This is a genomic window from Paraglaciecola sp. 2405UD69-4 (assembly GCF_047525415.1).
Lineage (GTDB): Bacteria > Pseudomonadota > Gammaproteobacteria > Enterobacterales > Alteromonadaceae > Paraglaciecola.
Genome location: NZ_JBLIXM010000001.1, coordinates 17,845 through 37,240, shown reverse-complemented (window position 1 = coordinate 37,240; position 19,396 = coordinate 17,845). Strand labels below are relative to the sequence as shown.

Below are 19,396 nucleotides of genomic sequence, written 5' to 3'. Positions count from 1 at the left end.
TTATATGGCGCAGTTAATCAGGAAAGCTCAACTTACCCATAGTAATTTGCGGCATATTGAGTTCAGTTGCCTTTAATTTGGGACCAGTCGCGCACAATGTCTCATTTGCCAAAAGTGCAAATAACACTGCTTCTTTAGCATCTGGGTTAACTGATAACTGGGTTGTGCTTGATATCTTAGTGTGAGGCAGTTTATTACTTAGTCTAATCTGTATACGTCTCATAAGGAGTGGATTATGAAGCCCTCCCCCACTCACGTAGACGCTTAAATCCGGTAGTGATTGACCTAATGTCACTATGCTATCGACTATGCATTTAGCGGTAAAATCACACAAAGTCGCCATTACATCCTCATTTGATAAATCGGTGGCATCTGCTGATTTTTGAGCCGAATGTAAGTACTCTAAATTAAAGACTTCAGGCCCTGTTGTTTTTGGGAATGATTGTGCAAAAAAGTCTGATCTAGCCAGCTCCATTAATAGGCCCTGATGAATACTGCCGGCACTTGCAACTTTAGCCCCATCGTCATAGTGCAACTTGCTTGAGATAGTCTGTATAAAAGCATCCATTATGGTATTGCCAGGCCCAATATCAGAGCTAAATACTTTTGAAATATCACCTTTGCTTGGCAAATAAGTTAAGTTAGCAATGCCACCAATATTGAGCATAATGCGATTTTCTATGGAGCTATGAAATAGCAGATAATCACCATACATAACTAATGGAGCGCCCTGTCCACCAGCTGCAATATGCTTTTGCCTAAAATCGCTTAAGGTAATAATATCGGTAAGCACAGCTATGTGATCACCATCACCGATTTGCAAGGTAGCATTAGGGAAATGCTCGTATTGATGTTGAACCTTTGGACTGTGGTAAATGGTTTGTCCATGGCTTGCAATCAAGTCGATATCCGTATTCTTATAACCAAACCCTTGTATTGCCTGATTAACTAACTTTGCATGATATCTAGCTACCCATGGGTTCAATAAGCATAAGTGCTCAAGACTGCCTTCAGGCTTTGCAAAAATGGCCTTAACATTACGACGGTAATCATCGCAATAATCTACAGTAGTAAAATCAACTAGGTTGCACTCAGTGGAGCTACCTGAACCTGACAACTCACAAAGGGCAATATCTAAACCATCTAAAGAGGTGCCACTCATCAAACCCACTATTAATCGAGTTTTTTTATTCGCAATAGCATGAAGCTTTTCAATATGGGGGTGCATTTTCTACCTAATTGTTATTATATTACTGTATAAAATAGTGCTAGCGGCTAAGTGTCAAACTCTGCCAACTGACACCCCAAAGGATCAATTGCTCTCAAATCAAAGGCTCCCTAATTAATCGGCAACCTAGATCCCACAGCCAATCATAAATCATTTATTATTCTATATACAAAAAATATAGAATAATATATTCTCAACCTTGTCAAACTTTACTTTTATAATTCTTGGGAACTATATTCGTAAATAAAGTGTTTAATTCTACTGTTAGTCATAGTGAATCAAAACTTAAATTAGGTTAATTTTGATAAATCAAATAAAGTACATGCAACTCGAACCATCTAGATACTACAAAGAAAGTGAGACACATTATGGATAATAATCCGCTTTTAGATGAGCTCTACACTATCTTGTCAGAGACCCGTAACAACGGAACGATAGATATTGACTTGCTATCAACTGAAGACATACTCAAAAAAATTAACGAAGAAGATCAAAAAGTTGCTTTGGCAATTAAGCCTGCATTACAAGCCATAGCTAAAGCAGTAGATGCCATTGTGAATAGCTTTAATAATCAAGGGCGACTGGTTTACATAGGAGCAGGTACCAGCGGTCGATTGGGCGTTTTAGATGCAGTTGAGTGCGTACCGACTTTCAGTGTTCCAAAAGATATGGTGATAGGCATAATTGCAGGCGGTGAAAAAGCCATTAAAGACGCCGTTGAAGGAGCAGAAGATAACCAAGACGCTGCCATAGCCGACCTCAAAGCTATTAAATTTAATTCAAAAGATATTCTCGTTGGCATTGCCGCAAGTGGTCGCACTCCCTACGTCATATCTGCTGTTAAGTATGCAAACGCAATAGGTGCCAAGTCAGTAGCAATAAACTGCAACCCAAACTCACCTCTTGGCAGAGAAGCACACATTGATATTTGTGCTCCAGTAGGACCAGAAATACTCACAGGTTCAACCCGATTAAAATCAGGTACCGCCCAAAAACTAGTGCTCAATATGCTGAGCACAGCAAGCATGATTAAAATTGGGAAAACCTATCAAAATCTTATGGTCGACGTAAATGCTAGCAACCAAAAGTTGTATGCACGGGCCGTATTGATAGTCATGCAAGCTACGGATTGTGATGAAAAAACAGCGACCACAGCCTTGCAACAAGCTGATAACGAAGCCAAAGTTGCTATTATGATGATACTAACCAACTCAAGTGCTGCTGAAGCCACATCCTTATTACAAAAAAGCAAAGGCTTTTTAAGAAAAGCTGTTGAGATAAAAGTGGCCTAACTTGAAGTTAGTTGCCTTTTTCTCTTTAATCATAGTTTTATGCTTAAGTGCTTGTACCACTAACATAAATCCAGCTTCTGAAAAAATTCTGGTCGGCGCCTCTCAAAGTAAACGTTATCTACCACTATTAAAGGGTAAACGGGTAGCCTTGGTCGTTAATCAAACCTCCAGAGTCGGCAACTCCCACCTAGTAGACTTTTTATTATCTAAACATATCAACTTGGTTCGTATTTTTGCGCCAGAGCACGGATTTAGAGGAGATCACGATGCAGGGGCACATGTAGAAAATGGCCTAGACAGCAAAACAGGTATTCCCATCACCTCCATATATGGTGACAACAAAAAACCTTCAAAAGACATAATGGACACAATTGATATCGTCATATTTGATATTCAAGATGTTGGCGCTCGCTTTTACACTTATATCAGTTCAATGCATTACATGATGGAGGCTGCCGCTGAATCAAATACGCAATTTTTAGTGTTAGACAGGCCCAACCCAAATGGCAAGTTTGTCGACGGGCCAACCTTAGACTTAGCTTACCAGTCTTTCGTTGGTATGCACCCAATCCCCCTATTACATGGGATGACAATAGCTGAACTAGCACTCATGATTAAAGGCGAAAGCTGGATATCTGATGCAAGTAAACTGCAATTATTTACAATCAGTGTGGCCAACTATAACCGTAATATGCATTATGATTTGCCCGTAGCGCCCAGTCCCAACCTACCTAATAGTCAGGCAGTGCAACTATATCCTTCTTTATGCTTTTTTGAAGCCACGCCACTGAGCGTTGGTCGCGGCACAGACTTTCCATTTCAAGTGATAGGTCACAATCTAGTATCATTAGGGGAGTTTGCTTTTACACCAATAAGTAAACCAGGTGCAGCCTTACACCCTAAGTTAGAGAATCAAGCCCTTTTAGGGATCAATCTCCAACAAAGCACACAGCATGGCCTAGACCTAACACTATTTATCGAAGCGTATCGGCAGTTTCAACAAGCAGGGATAACCTTCTTCGAGCATAGCAGCTTTATGGACAAGTTAGCGGGCACCAACAAACTTCGCATAGCTATTGAAAACGGGAATAGTCTTCAACAAATTCAAACAAGCTGGGAAGCAGACTTACAGGCATTCAAGCAACAACGAAAACCCTATTTACTTTACCCAGAGTAAATGTAGGCGCAATGAGCTCCTAGGATAAACGTCTATAATCACTCACAACAGCATTGGTCTTTTCTAATATCTGACGACCTTGACGAGAGGATTGAGTAATCGCAATAAACAAAATATCTATAATAAATTCTTGGGCGGTTCTCGCTAAAATAGAAGATAAACGCGCTGACTCTTCGTCAGCAACCGAATAAAGCTTTACCTCTGCCAAATCAGAAATAGGCGTAGTGCCAAAGCGCGTTAAGGAGATAATCTTAGCTTTATTCTGTTTTGCTTCCGATACCACATTAATCATTTCCTTGGTGTTACCCGATTCGCTAATGGCGAACACTAGGTCGTTTTCACCTAAAGTAGCAGCAAATGCCAATTGAGCATGGGCGTCTGCTTCTTCTATCGCCAATATCCCTAACTTCTGCAACTTGTATGAAAAGTCTTTACCCACCAAAGCAGAGCCGCCTAAACCACAAATGAGTATCCGCTTTGACGATTTCAAAAGCTCAACCGCTGCTACCAAAGACTTTTCGTCATTGAGGTTTCGCGTTTCATTTAATACCGCCACTTTACTGCTGAGTAATTTATCAGACATTTGTGCAAAACCATCATTAACAGTGATCTTACCGTGCAGGTTATTGTTGGCAGTAGAAGCATTTAAAGCGTCAATAATTCCCATTTTAAATGCAGGATACCCTTTGTAGCCTAACTTTTGAGAAAACTTGACCACACTAGATTGACTGACGCCTACTACATTTGCCAGCTCTTGAGATGATAATTCACGGATAGCATTAGATGAATCAAGAGCAAATTTAGCTAGTTTTAACTCACTGCTCGACAACGAATCTTTTATCGCTTTAATTTTGGTAAATGTTGACATTCTTACTCATAAATATTTTATTTATCAATTGCGAATAATTGTATCTAAAAAGGTTCAATTATTTAACTTGTTTTTACTTAAAAACCAAATAAATACATATAGTTATAACGTAACAAATAAAATTATTCCTATAGTAATATTTTATTCTACAGGTAGCGCCTTTCTTGATGAATAAGTAAATGTTGAACAACAAAAGACACACTGGGCTTAATAGAGTATTAAGATAACCCAATGAAATAAAAACAAAAATCCCCGCACTAGGCGAGGATTTTGAGGTTTTGCTTACTAGCTAAATTTAGAATGCTAGGTTGACAGAAAGTTGAACTCTCCGTGGATTGATAAGCTTTCTAGCTTGGCCAAAGGTTGTATTAGACACATACGGGTCGTAGTCATAACCTGTTTGTTTATCAAATACGTTGAAAACGTCGGCTCTAAACTTCAACTCTAAATCTTCACTTAAAGTAAAGCTCTGAGCGTAATTTAAGTCCAACTGCCAATGGCTTGCTTCACGGTGGCTACCAGCTGTTTCAGCATAACGAATAGTCGAGCTAGAGTAGCCGTATAGCGAACCATCCCATGCTTCCCATACATCACCTGATTGGAACACAAAGTTAAAGCCAATATCAGCATTCCAGTCTGTGGTGTAGTAACCCAAAGCTTTTAACACATGAGGTCTATCACCATTTAAAGTACCGTACTTACCGTCCCACAACTGGCGTCCAATACCATCAGCTAAGTTAGATGAACCAACGAACAAGTTACCATCCGCATCGGCACTGGTATTGTCTTGGTCGTAGTTACCAAAGTAGTGACTCCAAACATAAGACATATTCAAGTAGAAGTTCTCACCTGTGTAGTCACCTTCAATACTCCACTCATAGTAGGTATTTTCAGAGCCGTCTAACTCGGCAATAACGTAAGTAGAACCGCTACCTATTTGCTCAATCCATGCATCTAGGTCTTCAATATATAAACCTTTAGCAGCGATATTATCTGGTACTCCACCAAATGGACCATCATAGTCATAATTACGTGAGCCATTCCATGTATCTTCCCATGCATGAAACGCCTTTTTCTGACGCACGTGGGTACGCATAAAGAACTCGTTAGAAAAATACTTAGTCATACCAATCGTAATTTCGTCAGTACGTCTAGCTTCTAAATCATCTTCAAAAAACTTACCAGACGATCCATTTGCTTCAGTGTTACCTAAGTACTGACCTGCACTATCAAAATAAACGACCTGGGTAGATTGGTTGTTACGATCCCAAGAAGCTGCTCGTGCTAAAGACGTAGTATCTGGGTTATAACTGGCAAAGTTAGCAAAAATAGTATCGTTTTCGTTATATGCCCAAGTAATGCCCAAACGCGGCTGGATCATATCCAAAAAGTCTAACTCGTACATTTTATACTTCTCACCCGGTGCGGCTTCCCAACCAGATATGGTACTTGAGTTTTTCCTTAAGCCTTGGCCATACAAGGTGTCATTGCTGAACATAACACCAATGTTATAAGTAAAATCACCGTGCTCAATGGTATCGTTAATTTCGATATTTATGGTTTCAGAAGAAGAAGTAAGAGGGTTCAATTCTTCCGAGCTTAAACTGTTTGAGTAAACAGAAGCACTGTAATAAATAGGTGAGTCTACTTCAAAATCTGTATCTGGATTTAGTCCCCCTAGGTAACTAATTGCTCCCCAACCATTTGAAAGGCGAGTTAATACTTCTTTACTTTCCTTCCACTGCACACCTAAATGGATATTATGATAGGTATTCCCAATCTCTGTTTCATGATCGAGTTTTACTTCAAAGCTTTCTCGGAAAAAGTCTTGGTTATTAAAAGAAGATGCAGCCCCAACGTTGCCACCCCCTGTCAATACGCCATCATTTTCATAACCATAAGCATCAATTAATGCTTGTGCGGTTACGTTGTCATAGCCTTCGTCGGTTTTCAAAACAGGAACAAAGAAGTTACCTTGAGTATCTAAATTTGCAATATCAAGTGAGCCACCAATGGAAGCTGTAACATCAGAGAAGATAGTATCTGGACGTCCAGAGTTTTTGTTCTCAAAGTCACCATATTGGAAAGATAAAACCGTACTATCATTTATGATGTAAGAGCCATCAAAGGTAAGAATATCTTGCGTCACTTTACTACCTTCAGAAGTAGAATCAGCCCCCGCATTCCCAATAGAGTCACCTTTCACTTCTTTATCTGATGTACGGTAACTTAGGTTAAAAAGTAAATCATCGGTTGGTGCCCAAGTTAACTTACCAAAGTACTCATCACGTTCTTCGTTGTAGTCTTTTACCGTTCCATAAGCATTTTCATTATTATCGTAGGTCACTTCTGGACCAAAGTATGAACCATAAAAGAACAACTCATCTTCAATCAATGCGCCACTTACATTAGCACTAAACCATGTTTTATCTTCTTCAAAAGTAGTAGGTGAAGCGTCAGTTACTTTTTTGCTACCAGCTAAACTAGAAGGTTCTATTCGATACTCAATGCTTGCATGAAAATCATTTGTACCAGATTTAGACAAGGTATTAATGGCTAAGCCACCAGCTCGGTTAAAGCCAACGGCTTTTGCGCCGCCTCGTTCAATAGATACAAAGGCAATATCTTGTGTAGAAGGCTCAGAAGCCAAGTTCCCATACATAGGTAAAGAAACATCTACACCATCATAACCATATTTGTTATCACGGCCAGAGCCACCTGCTGAAGGGCCTAAGGTAGCGTTTTCAGAATATTGTACACCAGGAATAATTGCTAATAATGAGCGATAGTTCTGTCCAATAGGTGTTTTTGCTAGTACGTCTGACCCTAGAGCATTATTAATAGACGAATCACCGTCGCGGCTAACACGGGTTCCTACTATTTGAATCACCTCAACACTATCAGTAGGAGCTGCTTCAAAGATTACGTCAATATTTGCGGTTTGGTCGAGTAACACATCAACAGTTGTTTGACGTACTGAACCATCAGCAGAGGTAAACGTTAGGGTATATTTTCCGGGTTTAAGAGCGGGTAACACATAACTGCCATCTTCTTGGGTTAAAACCGTTCTTGGTTTTGGCATCACATTACTAGTTGCTGTAACTGTGATCCCAGATACTGAAATATTTGCAGCATCTGTTTCTACACTACCTTTAATCCCACCCGCTTGCTGTGCCATAACAGGTGAGCTCATAAGTGCCCCCGTTAGCATAAGAGCAGAGATAGATGTGACTGGTGTCCTTAATGTTTTACTAACAGCTTGGTGCAGACGCTGCTTTAAGAAGTTTTTATGTTGTTTTGACATGTGTTTCACCTTTTTTATGAATTTTGTAAGTGACCTTGCTACAGAAATCCCGAGACCAACTCTTTTGTTATGGCTGTTACTGAAGGAAAACTGATTGTTATTTAACAAATATTAACCAACAAGGTCAAGAATAATTTTTTCCAACCATTACCATTTATAGTAATAATTTATATTTACCAATAGAATAAAAATTCCCTCATTAAAAACCACAGCACAAAGCTTGTTCTGGATATGGATTTAAAAATCGTGGTAGAAATCACTAAAAGCTACTTTCAAATAAATATTTATGTATAAATCGTTTATTATTGAGTCAAAAATATGTGTAGAATAATTATTCCAAATTATTAAACATATGATAATTATTTATTCTCAAGGCGGAAATTTACTATGCAGTTAGGCATTAAGTCCCCAAAAACAACAGCAAACAAAGGGTCATTGCCAAATAGAAACTGGCTTATTGCAGGGCTGACCTTATTTATTGTGAGTTGCACATCTTTGCCTCTGTCTCACATGCAGTCTAAGAACTACAGCCAACGTATTAAGTTTTTAGTGATGCATTACACCGCCATAGATTATCAAGAGTCTGTTACCGCTTTGGTTGATGAAGGAGGCTTGAGTGCTCACTATCTTATTCCAGAAAGTAACGATCCTAGTTATCAAGACAAAGAACTAAAAGTCATTCAGCTAGTAGATGAAACAGGAAGAGCATGGCATGCAGGGCGTAGTTACTGGCAAGGAAGAAAAGATCTTAATGACCACTCTTTGGGTATAGAAATAGTTAACGTACCAGAATGTATGCGTGACACATCAATTGGTGAACAAACAACGAGAGAAAATGACACCAGCCGATTATGTGTTTTCCCCGACTATGACTCTAAGCAAATTGAACTATTAATATCATTATCTAAAGATATTCTGGCCAGAAACCCAGACATATCACCAACGGCAGTAGTAGGTCACTCTGATATATCCCCTACCCGTAAGAATGACCCAGGCCCCCGCTTTCCTTGGTACCAACTTTATCAGCATGGTATTGGTGCTTGGTACGACAATGATACTCTCAAAAAATATTGGGAAATGTTTAATTCCTATCCAGCGAGTGTAGGTTTAGTACAACAGGCTTTAGGTATTTATGGTTATGGAATTGTAGAAACGGGAGTAATTGACGGCGCGACTATTGATACTTTATCAGCGTTTCAGATGCACTTTTTACCTTGGTCAGTAAACGGCAAGCTTGACAGTAAAACAGCTGGAACATTATTTGCCCTCATCGACAAATACTTTCCTAAACGCGTAGAAGCACTACTGGAGCGATACGAACAAGAAAAACAACCCGCAGCTGTGGCAAAAGCCTTAGGGTATTACCAAGTGAATGATGTATTTCCAAATACACAGCGTAGCACCAGAGAATGGGTAAACGACCGCACTATTTTTAAAAGCTATGCAAATCAAGGGCAAATCATTATTGATAATGTTAACGCCACAAGCGCTGACATTTATGTAAACGGCCAAAAACTCAATATCGAAAAGATATTTAAACCTTATCATAGCTATCAGTACTCCTTAGCCAAGCGTACTAAAAATGGTGAGAACACCTTAAGGGTTGAAAATGTTTTACCCGAGGGCAGCACCATTAGAGTGATGATCCCTTACCCCGAATTAACCCTACCCAGCGCTATCAATAGTGTGCAGTTTTCTAAAGTCGACCAACTCATTAACAATGATATTGATGCAGGGTTTCCTGGGGCTGTTCTTTTAGTGTTAAAAGACGGCAAGATCATTAAAAAGACTGCTTATGGCTATGCTCGTAAGTTTGCAGACGGTGGCGATAAGCTCCCCCACCCAATTGAGATGCAACCCAATCAGATATTTGATTTAGCCTCTAATACAAAAATGTTTGCCACTAATTTAGCCCTTATGAAATTAGTATCTGAAGGTAAAATAGATGTTACTCGTCCTATCAATGATTATTTACCAGAGTACCAAGGACAAGGGCGCGAGAGCCGCTTAGTCAGAGATTTACTGACCCACTCTGCAGGCTATTCTCCACAGGTACGTTTTTTTACTAAAGACAATGCACTAGGTCCGCAATTTTTCTCTCAAAATAAAAAGCAAACCGAGCACTTACTATTGTCTCGCGTCCCTTTTGAGACTGGTCGCCAAACCAAAACCGTATACAGTGATACTGACTATATGTTGTTGAGTTTGTTGATTGAGCGCATCACAAAAGAGCCGTTAGACTTATATGTCGAACAACAGATTTACCACCCCCTTGGATTAGATCACACTTTGTTTAACCCGCTACAAAAGGGATTTACTAAGAGTCAGTTTGCAGCCACCGAAATTATGGGAAACACCCGCGGTGGTACAGTTAGTTTTGACAATGTACGCAGCTATGTTTTGCAAGGGGAAGTTCATGATGAAAAAGCTTTCCATTCTTTTGCCGGAGTAGCAGGACACGCCGGTTTATTTTCAACCGTAGATGATCTGGCCGTATTAGCTCAAACCCTTTTAAACGGCGGTGGTTACGGCAAAACCAAAATACTCGAACAAAGTGTGCTTGATGAATTTATTAAACCAGAAGAAGGTGAGGCTAGTTTTGGACTAGGCTGGCGCCGAGCCGCTCATGGTGAACAAAAATGGCATTTTGGCCCCTATGCTAGTGCATCTGCCTATGGACATACTGGGTGGACTGGCACAGTGACAGTTATTGATCCTGAGTATGACCTTGCAGTTATTCTTCTCACCAACGCTCGTCATAGTGAGATCGTAGAGCGAGAAAACGACAAAGGGCCGGAATTCAAAGGTAAGTTATTTGAAACAGGCAAATATGGCAGTGTGGTTAGTTTAGTATACGAAGCTGTATTAGATAATCAGTAAGGTTTTAGTTATGTCAAAGTTAGCCCTTAAACTTATTCTATTTTGTTTACTAATTAATGGAGCCGCTGTGGTTGTAAGTGCAAAGCCATTACCTTTGAATGAGCAAGAAATTCAGAAAATCATGGAACAATTTCACATTCCTGGAGCCGCAATTGGAGTGGTTCAAAACGGGAAAGTCATTGCTGCGAAAGGCTTTGGTGTTAAAACCCTAGGTAGTGATGATCCTGTTGATGAGAATAGTATTTTCAAAATTGCCTCTAACACCAAAGCATTTACCGCAGCGGCATTGGCCATTTTAGTAGATGAAAAGAAAATAAGCTGGGAAGGTAAAGTACAAACTTATCTTACCGACTTTACGCTTCATGACCCTTGGGTAACCAAAGAGTTTAACCTAATTGACTTATTAACCCACCGCAGTGGTTTAGGACTAGGAGCTGGCGATTTAATGTTGTGGCCAGAACCTTCTAGTTTTACCCGAGCAGAGGTTTTACATAACTTACGCCACCTAAAACCCACAGGTGAATTTAGGTCGGACTACGCCTACGACAACCTACTTTACATAGTAGCCGGTGAAATTATTCCAGCGGTGACTCACACCAGTTGGGAAAACTTTGTAGAGCAAAGAATAATGCAGCCCTTAGGCATGGAGCATTGTTTTGCCGGTAAGGTACCTGCTGAAAAGCTAGCTAATGTCGCCACTCCACACGGTATGGTTAACGGTAAACTGCAAACCATTATTCGCCCTATTGATCCAGACAAACCAAGTGTATCTGCTCCTGCTGGCGGCATACAATGTAGCCTTAATGACATGCTAACCTGGGTGAAAGTACAGCTAAATCAGGGAAAGACCGCTTCTGGTGACAGCTTGTTCTCAGCAGTTCAACACAAAATGATGTGGACACCACACACGATTATGCCGGTGTCGTGGCGCAGCAAACAATTTGATAATACCCACTTTAGTGCCTATGGATTAGGGTGGCGCATTAATGACATGAACGGATATCTGCAAGTGCACCACACAGGCAGCTTGGCCGGCATGTATTCATTTGTCAGTCTATTTCCTGAATTAGACTTAGGCTTTGTGGTACTCACTAACCAACAATCAAGTGCTGCCCGCAGCGCCTTAATGTACACAAGTATGAAGCCCTATCTAGGGGATACTAAAACCGACTGGCTTCAAAAGTTTAGCCCTTCTAACAAGTCAGCTGTTAGCTCCAAGTCGCCTGCCAACAAACCAAGCTATGAGCTAATCAAGGCAAATCACACGAGCGCACCAGCCTATATTGGAACATATGAAGATCCTTGGTTAGGTCAGTTTATTATTGAAGAAGGCAGCAGCGATAAAGGTTCATTTTTACAAATCAGAGCGCTGCGAATAGAAAAATTCGTAGGTAAGCTCTACCAATTAAACCATGGAGGCCAAGTATTAATTCGTTGGAATGACCGCAGTTTAGAAGCTGACGCGTTAATTACCTTTAAACAGGACGAACAAGGCAGAGTAACGGGTATGACACTTGCCCCCGCCTCAGAAGATGTTGATTTTAGTTATGATTTTCAAGATTTAAACTTTACTAAACTCTAATGATTACAGAAATAATTATTCCCATGATAATCTTAGAAACGAATATAATATTGGATGCAAGTGGTAATGAATAATATACAACCTCTTTATGTAGGAATTGATGGTGGCGGAACAAAATGTAGTGCCCATCTATTCAATAGACATGGAAAGGTTTTAGGTGCAGGACTAAGTGGTTCTGCCAATGCCGCTCGAAACTTACCAGAAACATTAGACTCTATTTTGAAGTCTGTGCATATGGCACTTTTAGATGCAAGCCTAGATACAAAGCACATGCCTTTACTCAAAGTTGCCGCTGGCTTAGCGGGAGCAACCGTCCCTAGTGTTAAAGAAAAGCTACTTGAATGGCAGCACCCATTTGCAGAGTTTAAAGTAGAGAGCGACTTAGCCACCAGCAGTTATGGTGCACATGGAGGCAAAGATGGCGCCTTACTAATAGTGGGAACAGGCTCATCTGCAGCCCAATTACAAAGGGGTATCATTACTCAGTTTGGCGGTCATGGCTTTCTTTTAGGAGACAAAGGAAGCGGTGCTTGGCTGGGTCATTCTGCCGTCGCTTCAACCCTAGACGCCTTAGATGGCGTAACCAAGGTAACAGCTTTACACCAGCAAATTTTGAACAAGTTAAATGTAAGCTCAGCTGCTGATCTAGCACAAAAGATGATGGAAGCGACACCAAGTCAATTTGCAGCCTTAGCCCCAGAAGTGGTTAGACTGGCCGCAGAAGATATACACGCATCATCATTAGTGAACAGGGCTACAGAGTACTTAGAAAAGTTATGCCACAGCACCTTAAAAAACACTGATCTACCCTTAGCTCTCACCGGCGGCCTAGCACCATTTTTCAAAACTAAATTTAGTCCTGCACTACAAAAACGCGTGGTCAGCCCTAAAGCTGGCCCAGAAAAAGGCGCACTTTATTTATTAGATCAATCCTTATTACTTAATTGAGCTATGACTATGTTGATGAACACCAAACCAAATTGTAAAAGCACCCCATGGATAAAGGACTATCTGCGTCCCATTATTGTTTTAATTACCTTGAGTACTTATTGCACCCAAACCTTTAGTAGCAACGTACCAGATATTACCAGCGAGCAATTAAATGCCCAGTATTGGCAATCTAAATTAGGAAGTAACAAGGTTATAGACATGACAAGTGAAGATATTGAAAAGTTTAATCAGCAGCTGTTTGCAACCAATCCCCACTTAGTTGATCCTTTAAGCACTTCAGAAGTATTAACTAAGGCAGAGTTAGTTTCCAAGATAAACAAAATTAGTAGTGTACCCAGCAGCGCTAGATTCTATGCCGATGGCACTAAGCTGACAGAACAAGATTTCAATAAATACCAAGCCAATTTAAATATTGAAGGTATCGCTAAACACAATCCAGTTAAGTTTGGGCTAGTCAGTAAGCGCTCTGCGTTACGCACTTTTCCAACCTTGGATAGAGTCTTTAATAAAGGCATGGACTTAGATTTAGACCGTTTCCAAGAAACCGCAGTGTTTCCAGGTGAAGCTGTGTCTATTTTACATCGCAGTAAAGATGGCAATTGGTTACTCGTCCAAAATTACAACTATTTAGCTTGGGTACAACAAAGTGATATTGCTATTGGTGACAAAAGTGAAATTGCAAACTATTTAGCTGAAAAAGAATTTTTAGTGGTAACAGGTTCAAAAATACAAACTAATTACCTACCTAATCATGCCCACCTATCTGAAGTGCAATTAGACATGGGAGTAAAGCTACCACTGGTTAGCACCTCTGAACAGAATGACGAGCTATATGGGCAAAGTACCGCAGCTAGTTATCAAGTAAAACTCCCCACCCGCAAACCAGACGGTAGCCTAAGCATTGAAACAGCGCTAATTGGTAGAACTCAAGACGTGCACCTTGGGTATTTAGCCTACACACCGCAAAACATTATTAGCCAAGGGTTTAAATTTTTAGGAGAGCGTTACGGCTGGGGTCATGATTATAATGCAAGAGATTGCACCGGCTTTATAGGTGAAATATATAAAACGTTTGGGATCTTGATGCCCCGTAATTCTGGGCAGCAGGGCAAAGGAAAATACGGTACAAACTTTCGGTTTAACAAAGGCAGCACCACTATTAGTAAATTAACTGTCATCAACGATATGCAGGTGGGAGATCTGATTTACATTCCTGGACACGTTATGATGTACTTAGGTGAAGAAGAAGGCCAACCAACAGTGATACATGACGTAAAAGGCTTAGCTTATTGGACGCCAGAAGGTGAGTTTTATCAAGGCACCTTAAATGCAGTATCGGTGACACCGCTCATTAAGTTGCACTTAAACAAGACCACTTCTTATGTTGACCGTATTTACAATATTAAACGTCTCACTGTCGACAGTGTTGAAGGACTATAAAATCATATGAAAATAACCGCTATTCGTTTTGCTAAGTTAGAAGTACCGCTAATCACCCCATTTAAAACAGCTGTACGCACAGTACAAAGCATCACAGACTTGGTGGTCATAGTTGAAACAGATAAAGGTGTATTAGGTTATGGCTCAGCGCCAGCAACACCGGTAATAACAGGAGATACTCACGGTTCCATTTGCTACGCCATAAGTACGATAATTGGACCTCATATCATAGGTATGGATATTGAGGATTTAAATAGTATTTGCCACAAAATTCAACATTCCATTGTCGCTAATACTAGCGCCAAGGCAGCTTTAGAAATCGCTATATATGACCTTTGGGCTAAGGGTTTTGAAGCGCCTTTATATAAAATGCTAGGGGGTGGCATACCACAATTAAAAACCGATGTTACCATTAGTGTTGATCATATAGACAAGATGTTAGCTGATGCCAACCTCGCCATATCTCAGGGTTTCGATATTCTAAAAATAAAGATTGGTACCCATATTGAAAATGATATTTCCCGAATACACGAGATATACAAAGACGTATCTAAACGGGCCATTATAAGATTAGATGTAAATCAAGGCTGGACCGCAAAACAAACAGTTTACGCCATACAAAAACTTGAAAAGCTAGGGGTTGAGTTAGAGCTTATCGAGCAGCCTGTTAAAAGTAATGATATTGATGGGTTACGCTACATTAGTGAACGCATAACCACCCCTATAATGGCCGACGAAAGCGCATGTTCACCCCAGCAGGTTTTAACCTTAGTCCGCAGTGGTGCAGCAGATATTATCAACATTAAATTGATGAAATGCGCTGGATTAAGCCAAGCCATTAAAATTGCAGATTTAGCTGAACTACATGGCATACCTTGCATGGTAGGTTGCATGTTAGAAGGCAGCATTAGTGTAGCCGCTGCCGCGCACCTAGCCTCAGCAAAGGCATCCAGTATTTCACTAATAGACTTAGATGGGCCGGTGCTAGGCCAATACGACCCTGTAGTTGGCGGCGTAGACTTTACGCTATCCAATGTGCAATTAGGTAATGGAGCTGGTCTCGGCATCGAAAGTATCAACGATTTACAGGAGTTCACATGGTCACTTTAACTTCACGCAACCTTTTGATTGGCATAGTTATGGTATTTACAGGATTGCTCAATGCTTGCTCCTCGCACACAGAACAAGCACAGCCACTATTACAAACACTCGATACCAAGCAACTTGTAGTGGTGGTGTCAGATAATTGGGAAGCCACCACAGCGACATTACAGAAATTCGAATGGCGAGATGGTACATGGCAAAGTGTTGACCAAGCATACCCAGTTAACTTGGGCCGCAAGGGCTTAGCATGGGGAATAGGCTTACACCCAGAACAAGATGGCGATTACAAAGTAGAAGGAGATGGCAAAGCTACTGCCGGAATATTTAACCTAAGCAGCACCTTTGGGTACTTGCCAAGCGCTCAAACGAAAATGCCTTACCAGGCTATGTCTGGCAATCACTACTGTATGGATGTCAATGCCTCGCCCTTGTACAACCAAATAGTAGATGAAGCTGATGTAGGTAAAGATGCAGTTGCAGGCTCTACAGAGCCTATGCGCAGAGATATTCATAAAGAAGGACAAACCATCTATAAAAAAGGCATAGTACTTGATCATAACCCCGAAAATATAAACACCAAAGGAAGCTGTATTTTCCTACATTTATGGTTTGGGCCAGACGTACCAACTGCAGGGTGCACTTCAATGGAAGAACCACAAATGGATAAACTGTTAGCTTGGTTAGACCCGACCCAAAACCCACGCTACCTAGCATTACCCAAAGATGAGTACCAGAAAAAACAACAGGATTGGGGGTTACCGAGTCTATAAACCAACTAAGGTCGCTTTACTTTAGAGAGCGACCTAAAGCTTTGTAAAAAAAGCGGAAAACTTGAGGGCTATAAGCCTCTAAAAATTATGAGTCAAAGGAGTAACCAAAATTATGGATGTCTTTTGCATACATTTTGGCTATCAGCTCACATAGTTCATCATCAAAATATTCTCGGTAATCCTTTTTAACACGTTTTTTGTCACCACTGAAAAAATGCCTAAGCTTTCTTAATGCAGCTCTTCGTGGGCTATATGAAGAGTTTTTATGGGGTAAGCTTGCGCCACTTAAACCTAATTTTTCACAGACAAATGAAAAATCTGCTTCTAAGTTTTCAAAACGGCCAATAAAGTCCACATTTTGATTACCTTGGGCATCAAATAGAAAGTCAGATTGAGGAATGATATGCCGATAAGCATCACTAAACTCATCTTCTTGTGGCAAGCCATTTAAAATAAACTCTTTCAATGACATGCGGCTATCTATTTTTTTATGGAGATATTCAGACACTAAGCGCTGCCAAGGGTTACGTACAAAACCAAAGGTAAAATAGTCTTGATAGGTTTGTGCATCCATATGTCCACAAGTTACATATTCATCACTACGCATATGAGCTAGCCTTTGGGGCCCTTTGGTAGGATCTTCATTTTTTGTCAGTAAAAGTTCTTCGCTATATTTATCTTTAACACCATGTTGCTCTTTGAAAAACTGTTCAATACTTTGACCTGCTGTTTTGGGTACATGTACAAACACACATTTAAACTTGTGGGAAATCATACTGACTTTTTACCTTAATAGTTTTCGTAGAAGAGCGTAAAACGAATGAGAAACGGGCCGAATTGTACACCAAACTCACCTCTAGATAACATGTAAAACACTTGCTTTTGCCTTAAATATAAAATGTTCACCATAACCTATAAAAATAAAGTTTAGGTAGCAATTTAAGTTTCATTTGAGTTAGCCTTAACCCAAACAAAGTAAAGTTAATCACTATGCACAGTAAAGCAATATATCCAGGTACATTTGATCCTGTTACAAATGGCCATGCTGACCTAATTGTTAGAGCGGCCAATATGTTCACTGACGTTATCGTTGGTGTTGCCTTTAACCCCAATAAAAAGCCATTATTCTCACTTGAAGAGCGGGTAGAGCTAATCAAACACGTTACCGCGGATCTAGACAACGTAACTGTTATAGGGTTCAAAGGTTTGTTAGCTGATTTCGCTGCAGATCAAGGAGCAACGGTTTTGATACGAGGTTTAAGAGCGGTGTCAGACTTTGAATATGAGTTTCAGCTTGCCAATATGAATCGAAGACTCAACCCCAATTTAGAAAGTGTATTTATGACGCCCGCAGAAGAAAACTCGTTTATATCCTCTACCTTAGTTAAAGAAGTGGCCTTACACAGAGGGCGAGTAAATGAATTTTGCCACCCAGCGGTGATAGATGCCTTACAGCATAAATTACACGGTAAGAATTAACTATTAGCCCTGCTGCTAGCGCTGGCAAGTGTCACAAAAAAATGTATTCCGCTGACCAATATTCACAGATTTGATTGGCGTTTTACATACATCGCAGCCTTCTCCTGCTCGTCCATATACAAGGAGTTGCTGGGCAAAATAACCTGGCTTTCCATCTGCTTGAGCAAAATCTTTTAAGGTTGTCCCGCCCTGCTCAATAGCACTTTGCAGCACTTTTTTAATAATTTCAGCTAGCTGAAGATAACGTTTTTTGGTCACTTTAGCAGCAGGTTTTCTTGGGTCAATGCCTGCTATAAATAAAGATTCATTCGCATATATATTACCGACACCAACAACCACTTTGTTGTCCATAATAAATTTTTTCACTGCCACAGATTTACCCCGAGACATGTCGAAAAGCCGTTCACCATTAAAATTATCTGTAAGAGGTTCTGGGCCTAAAGAAGTAAGCAGTTTCAACTCAGGTTCGTCTATACCTTGCCATAAGCATGAACCAAAACGCCTAGCATCATTGAAGCGCAGACATTTCCCATTTCCTAGCACTATGTCTAGGTGATCATGCTTTTTAACCTCAGCATCACTATCAAGTACGCAAAGCTTTCCAGACATACCAAGATGCAAAACAATACTGCCAGCAGAGGTGTTCAACAGTAAATACTTTGCACGCCTGTGAATAGAGGTTATCACCAAGCCTTCTGCCAAATGAACCTCTTGAGGAATAGGCCAGCGCAATTGCCGCTGACGTACTATGATGTGCTCAATGGTTTGATTTTCAAGGTGAGGGGTTATCCCCAAACGGCTCACTTCAACTTCTGGTAATTCAGGCATGATTTACTCTGTAGGAACTAACATTTGATAATTCACATTAACTAATTGATAGGTTTGGCTAGCTATTTTAACGAGTGTTTTATCTGCTAATGGCAAGAACTGATATTCTGTAGGCTCAGCTTGCCCAATAAACCATACTGTTACACTAGGATACGAGTCTTCCCACTGAACACTCTGTTCAAATAGACTCACCCGTGTGGTTTGCCAAAGCTCGACTAAACGTCCAAGGTCTGTAGTTATCGCCTGCTCCGTTTCAACACGCCAACCTTGACCTACCCGTTCAACCTTAGCGTTCGCAAACTCTATTGTGCTGATTAGCAAGCCTTCTGAAACTAAGTTAGTAACTTCGGCACTGGTATCATCATTCAAAAAATTGTTACTTAAATTAAATAGCATGATCAGAGACAACATGCTGACAATTAAAACATTATTCCAAGCGCGCTGAGATAATTTAACCATACAATAGATACGCAGAAAGAAAACAGATAAGAAT

General features: G+C 40.4%; 15 protein-coding genes. 9 read left to right on the top strand and 6 right to left on the bottom strand.

Annotated features, from left to right (window positions below; all coding sequences use genetic code 11):
* Positions 1–13 precede the first annotated feature (13 nt).
* A complete protein-coding gene (locus ACMUMK_RS00170; protein WP_414699112.1) occupies positions 14–1,228 on the bottom strand; it encodes an anhydro-N-acetylmuramic acid kinase in 1,215 nt (404 codons plus the stop codon).
* 368 nt (positions 1,229–1,596) lie between these two features.
* On the opposite strand from ACMUMK_RS00170, the gene murQ reads away from it, so the two are divergent.
* Positions 1,597–2,520 (top strand): N-acetylmuramic acid 6-phosphate etherase, encoded by a 924-nt coding sequence (gene murQ / locus ACMUMK_RS00165; RefSeq protein ID WP_414699111.1) that lies wholly within the window; start codon positions 1,597–1,599, stop codon positions 2,518–2,520.
* A gap of 1 nt (position 2,521) precedes the next feature.
* Positions 2,522–3,697, top strand: a complete 1,176-nt coding sequence (locus ACMUMK_RS00160) for an exo-beta-N-acetylmuramidase NamZ domain-containing protein (protein ID WP_414699110.1) — start codon at positions 2,522–2,524, stop codon at positions 3,695–3,697.
* 19 nt (positions 3,698–3,716) lie between these two features.
* Here the strand turns inward: ACMUMK_RS00160 and ACMUMK_RS00155 are convergent, their stop codons facing one another.
* Both ACMUMK_RS00155 and ACMUMK_RS00150 read right to left on the bottom strand, forming a co-directional pair.
* Positions 3,717–4,565 carry a MurR/RpiR family transcriptional regulator gene (locus ACMUMK_RS00155; protein ID WP_414699109.1) on the bottom strand — a complete coding sequence of 283 codons (849 nt, stop codon included), beginning with the start codon at positions 4,563–4,565 and terminating at the stop codon, positions 3,717–3,719.
* Positions 4,566–4,860: 295 nt separating this feature from the next.
* Positions 4,861–7,869: a carboxypeptidase regulatory-like domain-containing protein gene (locus ACMUMK_RS00150; RefSeq protein ID WP_414699108.1), complete on the bottom strand. Its 3,009-nt coding sequence runs from the start codon at positions 7,867–7,869 to the stop codon at positions 4,861–4,863.
* 387 nt (positions 7,870–8,256) lie between these two features.
* On the opposite strand from ACMUMK_RS00150, the gene pbp4b reads away from it, so the two are divergent.
* The 6 genes from pbp4b (at position 8,257) to ACMUMK_RS00120 (ending at position 16,596) form a co-directional block, all read left to right on the top strand.
* Positions 8,257–10,749: a penicillin binding protein PBP4B gene (gene pbp4b, locus ACMUMK_RS00145; RefSeq protein ID WP_414699107.1), complete on the top strand. Its 2,493-nt coding sequence runs from the start codon at positions 8,257–8,259 to the stop codon at positions 10,747–10,749.
* 10 nt (positions 10,750–10,759) lie between these two features.
* A complete protein-coding gene (locus ACMUMK_RS00140; protein WP_414699106.1) occupies positions 10,760–12,331 on the top strand; it encodes a serine hydrolase in 1,572 nt (523 codons plus the stop codon).
* 66 nt (positions 12,332–12,397) lie between these two features.
* Complete coding sequence (locus ACMUMK_RS00135; RefSeq protein ID WP_414699105.1) at positions 12,398–13,279, top strand: BadF/BadG/BcrA/BcrD ATPase family protein; 882 nt, start codon at positions 12,398–12,400, stop codon at positions 13,277–13,279.
* Between the two features lie 9 nt (positions 13,280–13,288).
* On the top strand, positions 13,289–14,722 hold the full coding sequence (locus tag ACMUMK_RS00130) for an SH3 domain-containing protein (RefSeq protein WP_414699104.1): 1,434 nt from the start codon (positions 13,289–13,291) through the stop codon (positions 14,720–14,722).
* A gap of 6 nt (positions 14,723–14,728) precedes the next feature.
* The gene (locus ACMUMK_RS00125) at positions 14,729–15,832 is read left to right on the top strand and encodes a dipeptide epimerase (protein WP_414699103.1); all 1,104 of its coding nucleotides are present in this window, start codon (positions 14,729–14,731) and stop codon (positions 15,830–15,832) included.
* On the top strand, positions 15,820–16,596 hold the full coding sequence (locus tag ACMUMK_RS00120) for a L,D-transpeptidase family protein (protein WP_414699102.1): 777 nt from the start codon (positions 15,820–15,822) through the stop codon (positions 16,594–16,596). Before ACMUMK_RS00125 ends, ACMUMK_RS00120 begins: the two co-directional genes overlap by 13 nt.
* Positions 16,597–16,681: 85 nt before the next feature.
* On the opposite strand, the gene ACMUMK_RS00115 is transcribed toward ACMUMK_RS00120, so the two are convergent.
* Positions 16,682–17,371 (bottom strand): sulfotransferase family protein, encoded by a 690-nt coding sequence (locus tag ACMUMK_RS00115; protein ID WP_414699101.1) that lies wholly within the window; start codon positions 17,369–17,371, stop codon positions 16,682–16,684.
* 215 nt (positions 17,372–17,586) lie between these two features.
* Here ACMUMK_RS00115 and coaD point away from each other — a divergent pair, with 215 nt between their 5' ends.
* The gene (coaD, locus tag ACMUMK_RS00110; protein WP_414699100.1) at positions 17,587–18,075 is read left to right on the top strand and encodes a pantetheine-phosphate adenylyltransferase; all 489 of its coding nucleotides are present in this window, start codon (positions 17,587–17,589) and stop codon (positions 18,073–18,075) included.
* 15 nt (positions 18,076–18,090) lie between these two features.
* On the opposite strand, the gene mutM is transcribed toward coaD, so the two are convergent.
* Together mutM and ACMUMK_RS00100 are read right to left on the bottom strand one after the other, a co-directional pair.
* Positions 18,091–18,903, bottom strand: coding sequence for a bifunctional DNA-formamidopyrimidine glycosylase/DNA-(apurinic or apyrimidinic site) lyase (mutM, locus tag ACMUMK_RS00105; protein ID WP_414699099.1), 813 nt, complete (start codon positions 18,901–18,903; stop codon positions 18,091–18,093).
* A gap of 3 nt (positions 18,904–18,906) precedes the next feature.
* Positions 18,907–19,362 carry a hypothetical protein gene (locus tag ACMUMK_RS00100; RefSeq protein ID WP_414699098.1) on the bottom strand — a complete coding sequence of 152 codons (456 nt, stop codon included), beginning with the start codon at positions 19,360–19,362 and terminating at the stop codon, positions 18,907–18,909.
* Positions 19,363–19,396: the final 34 nt, after the last annotated feature.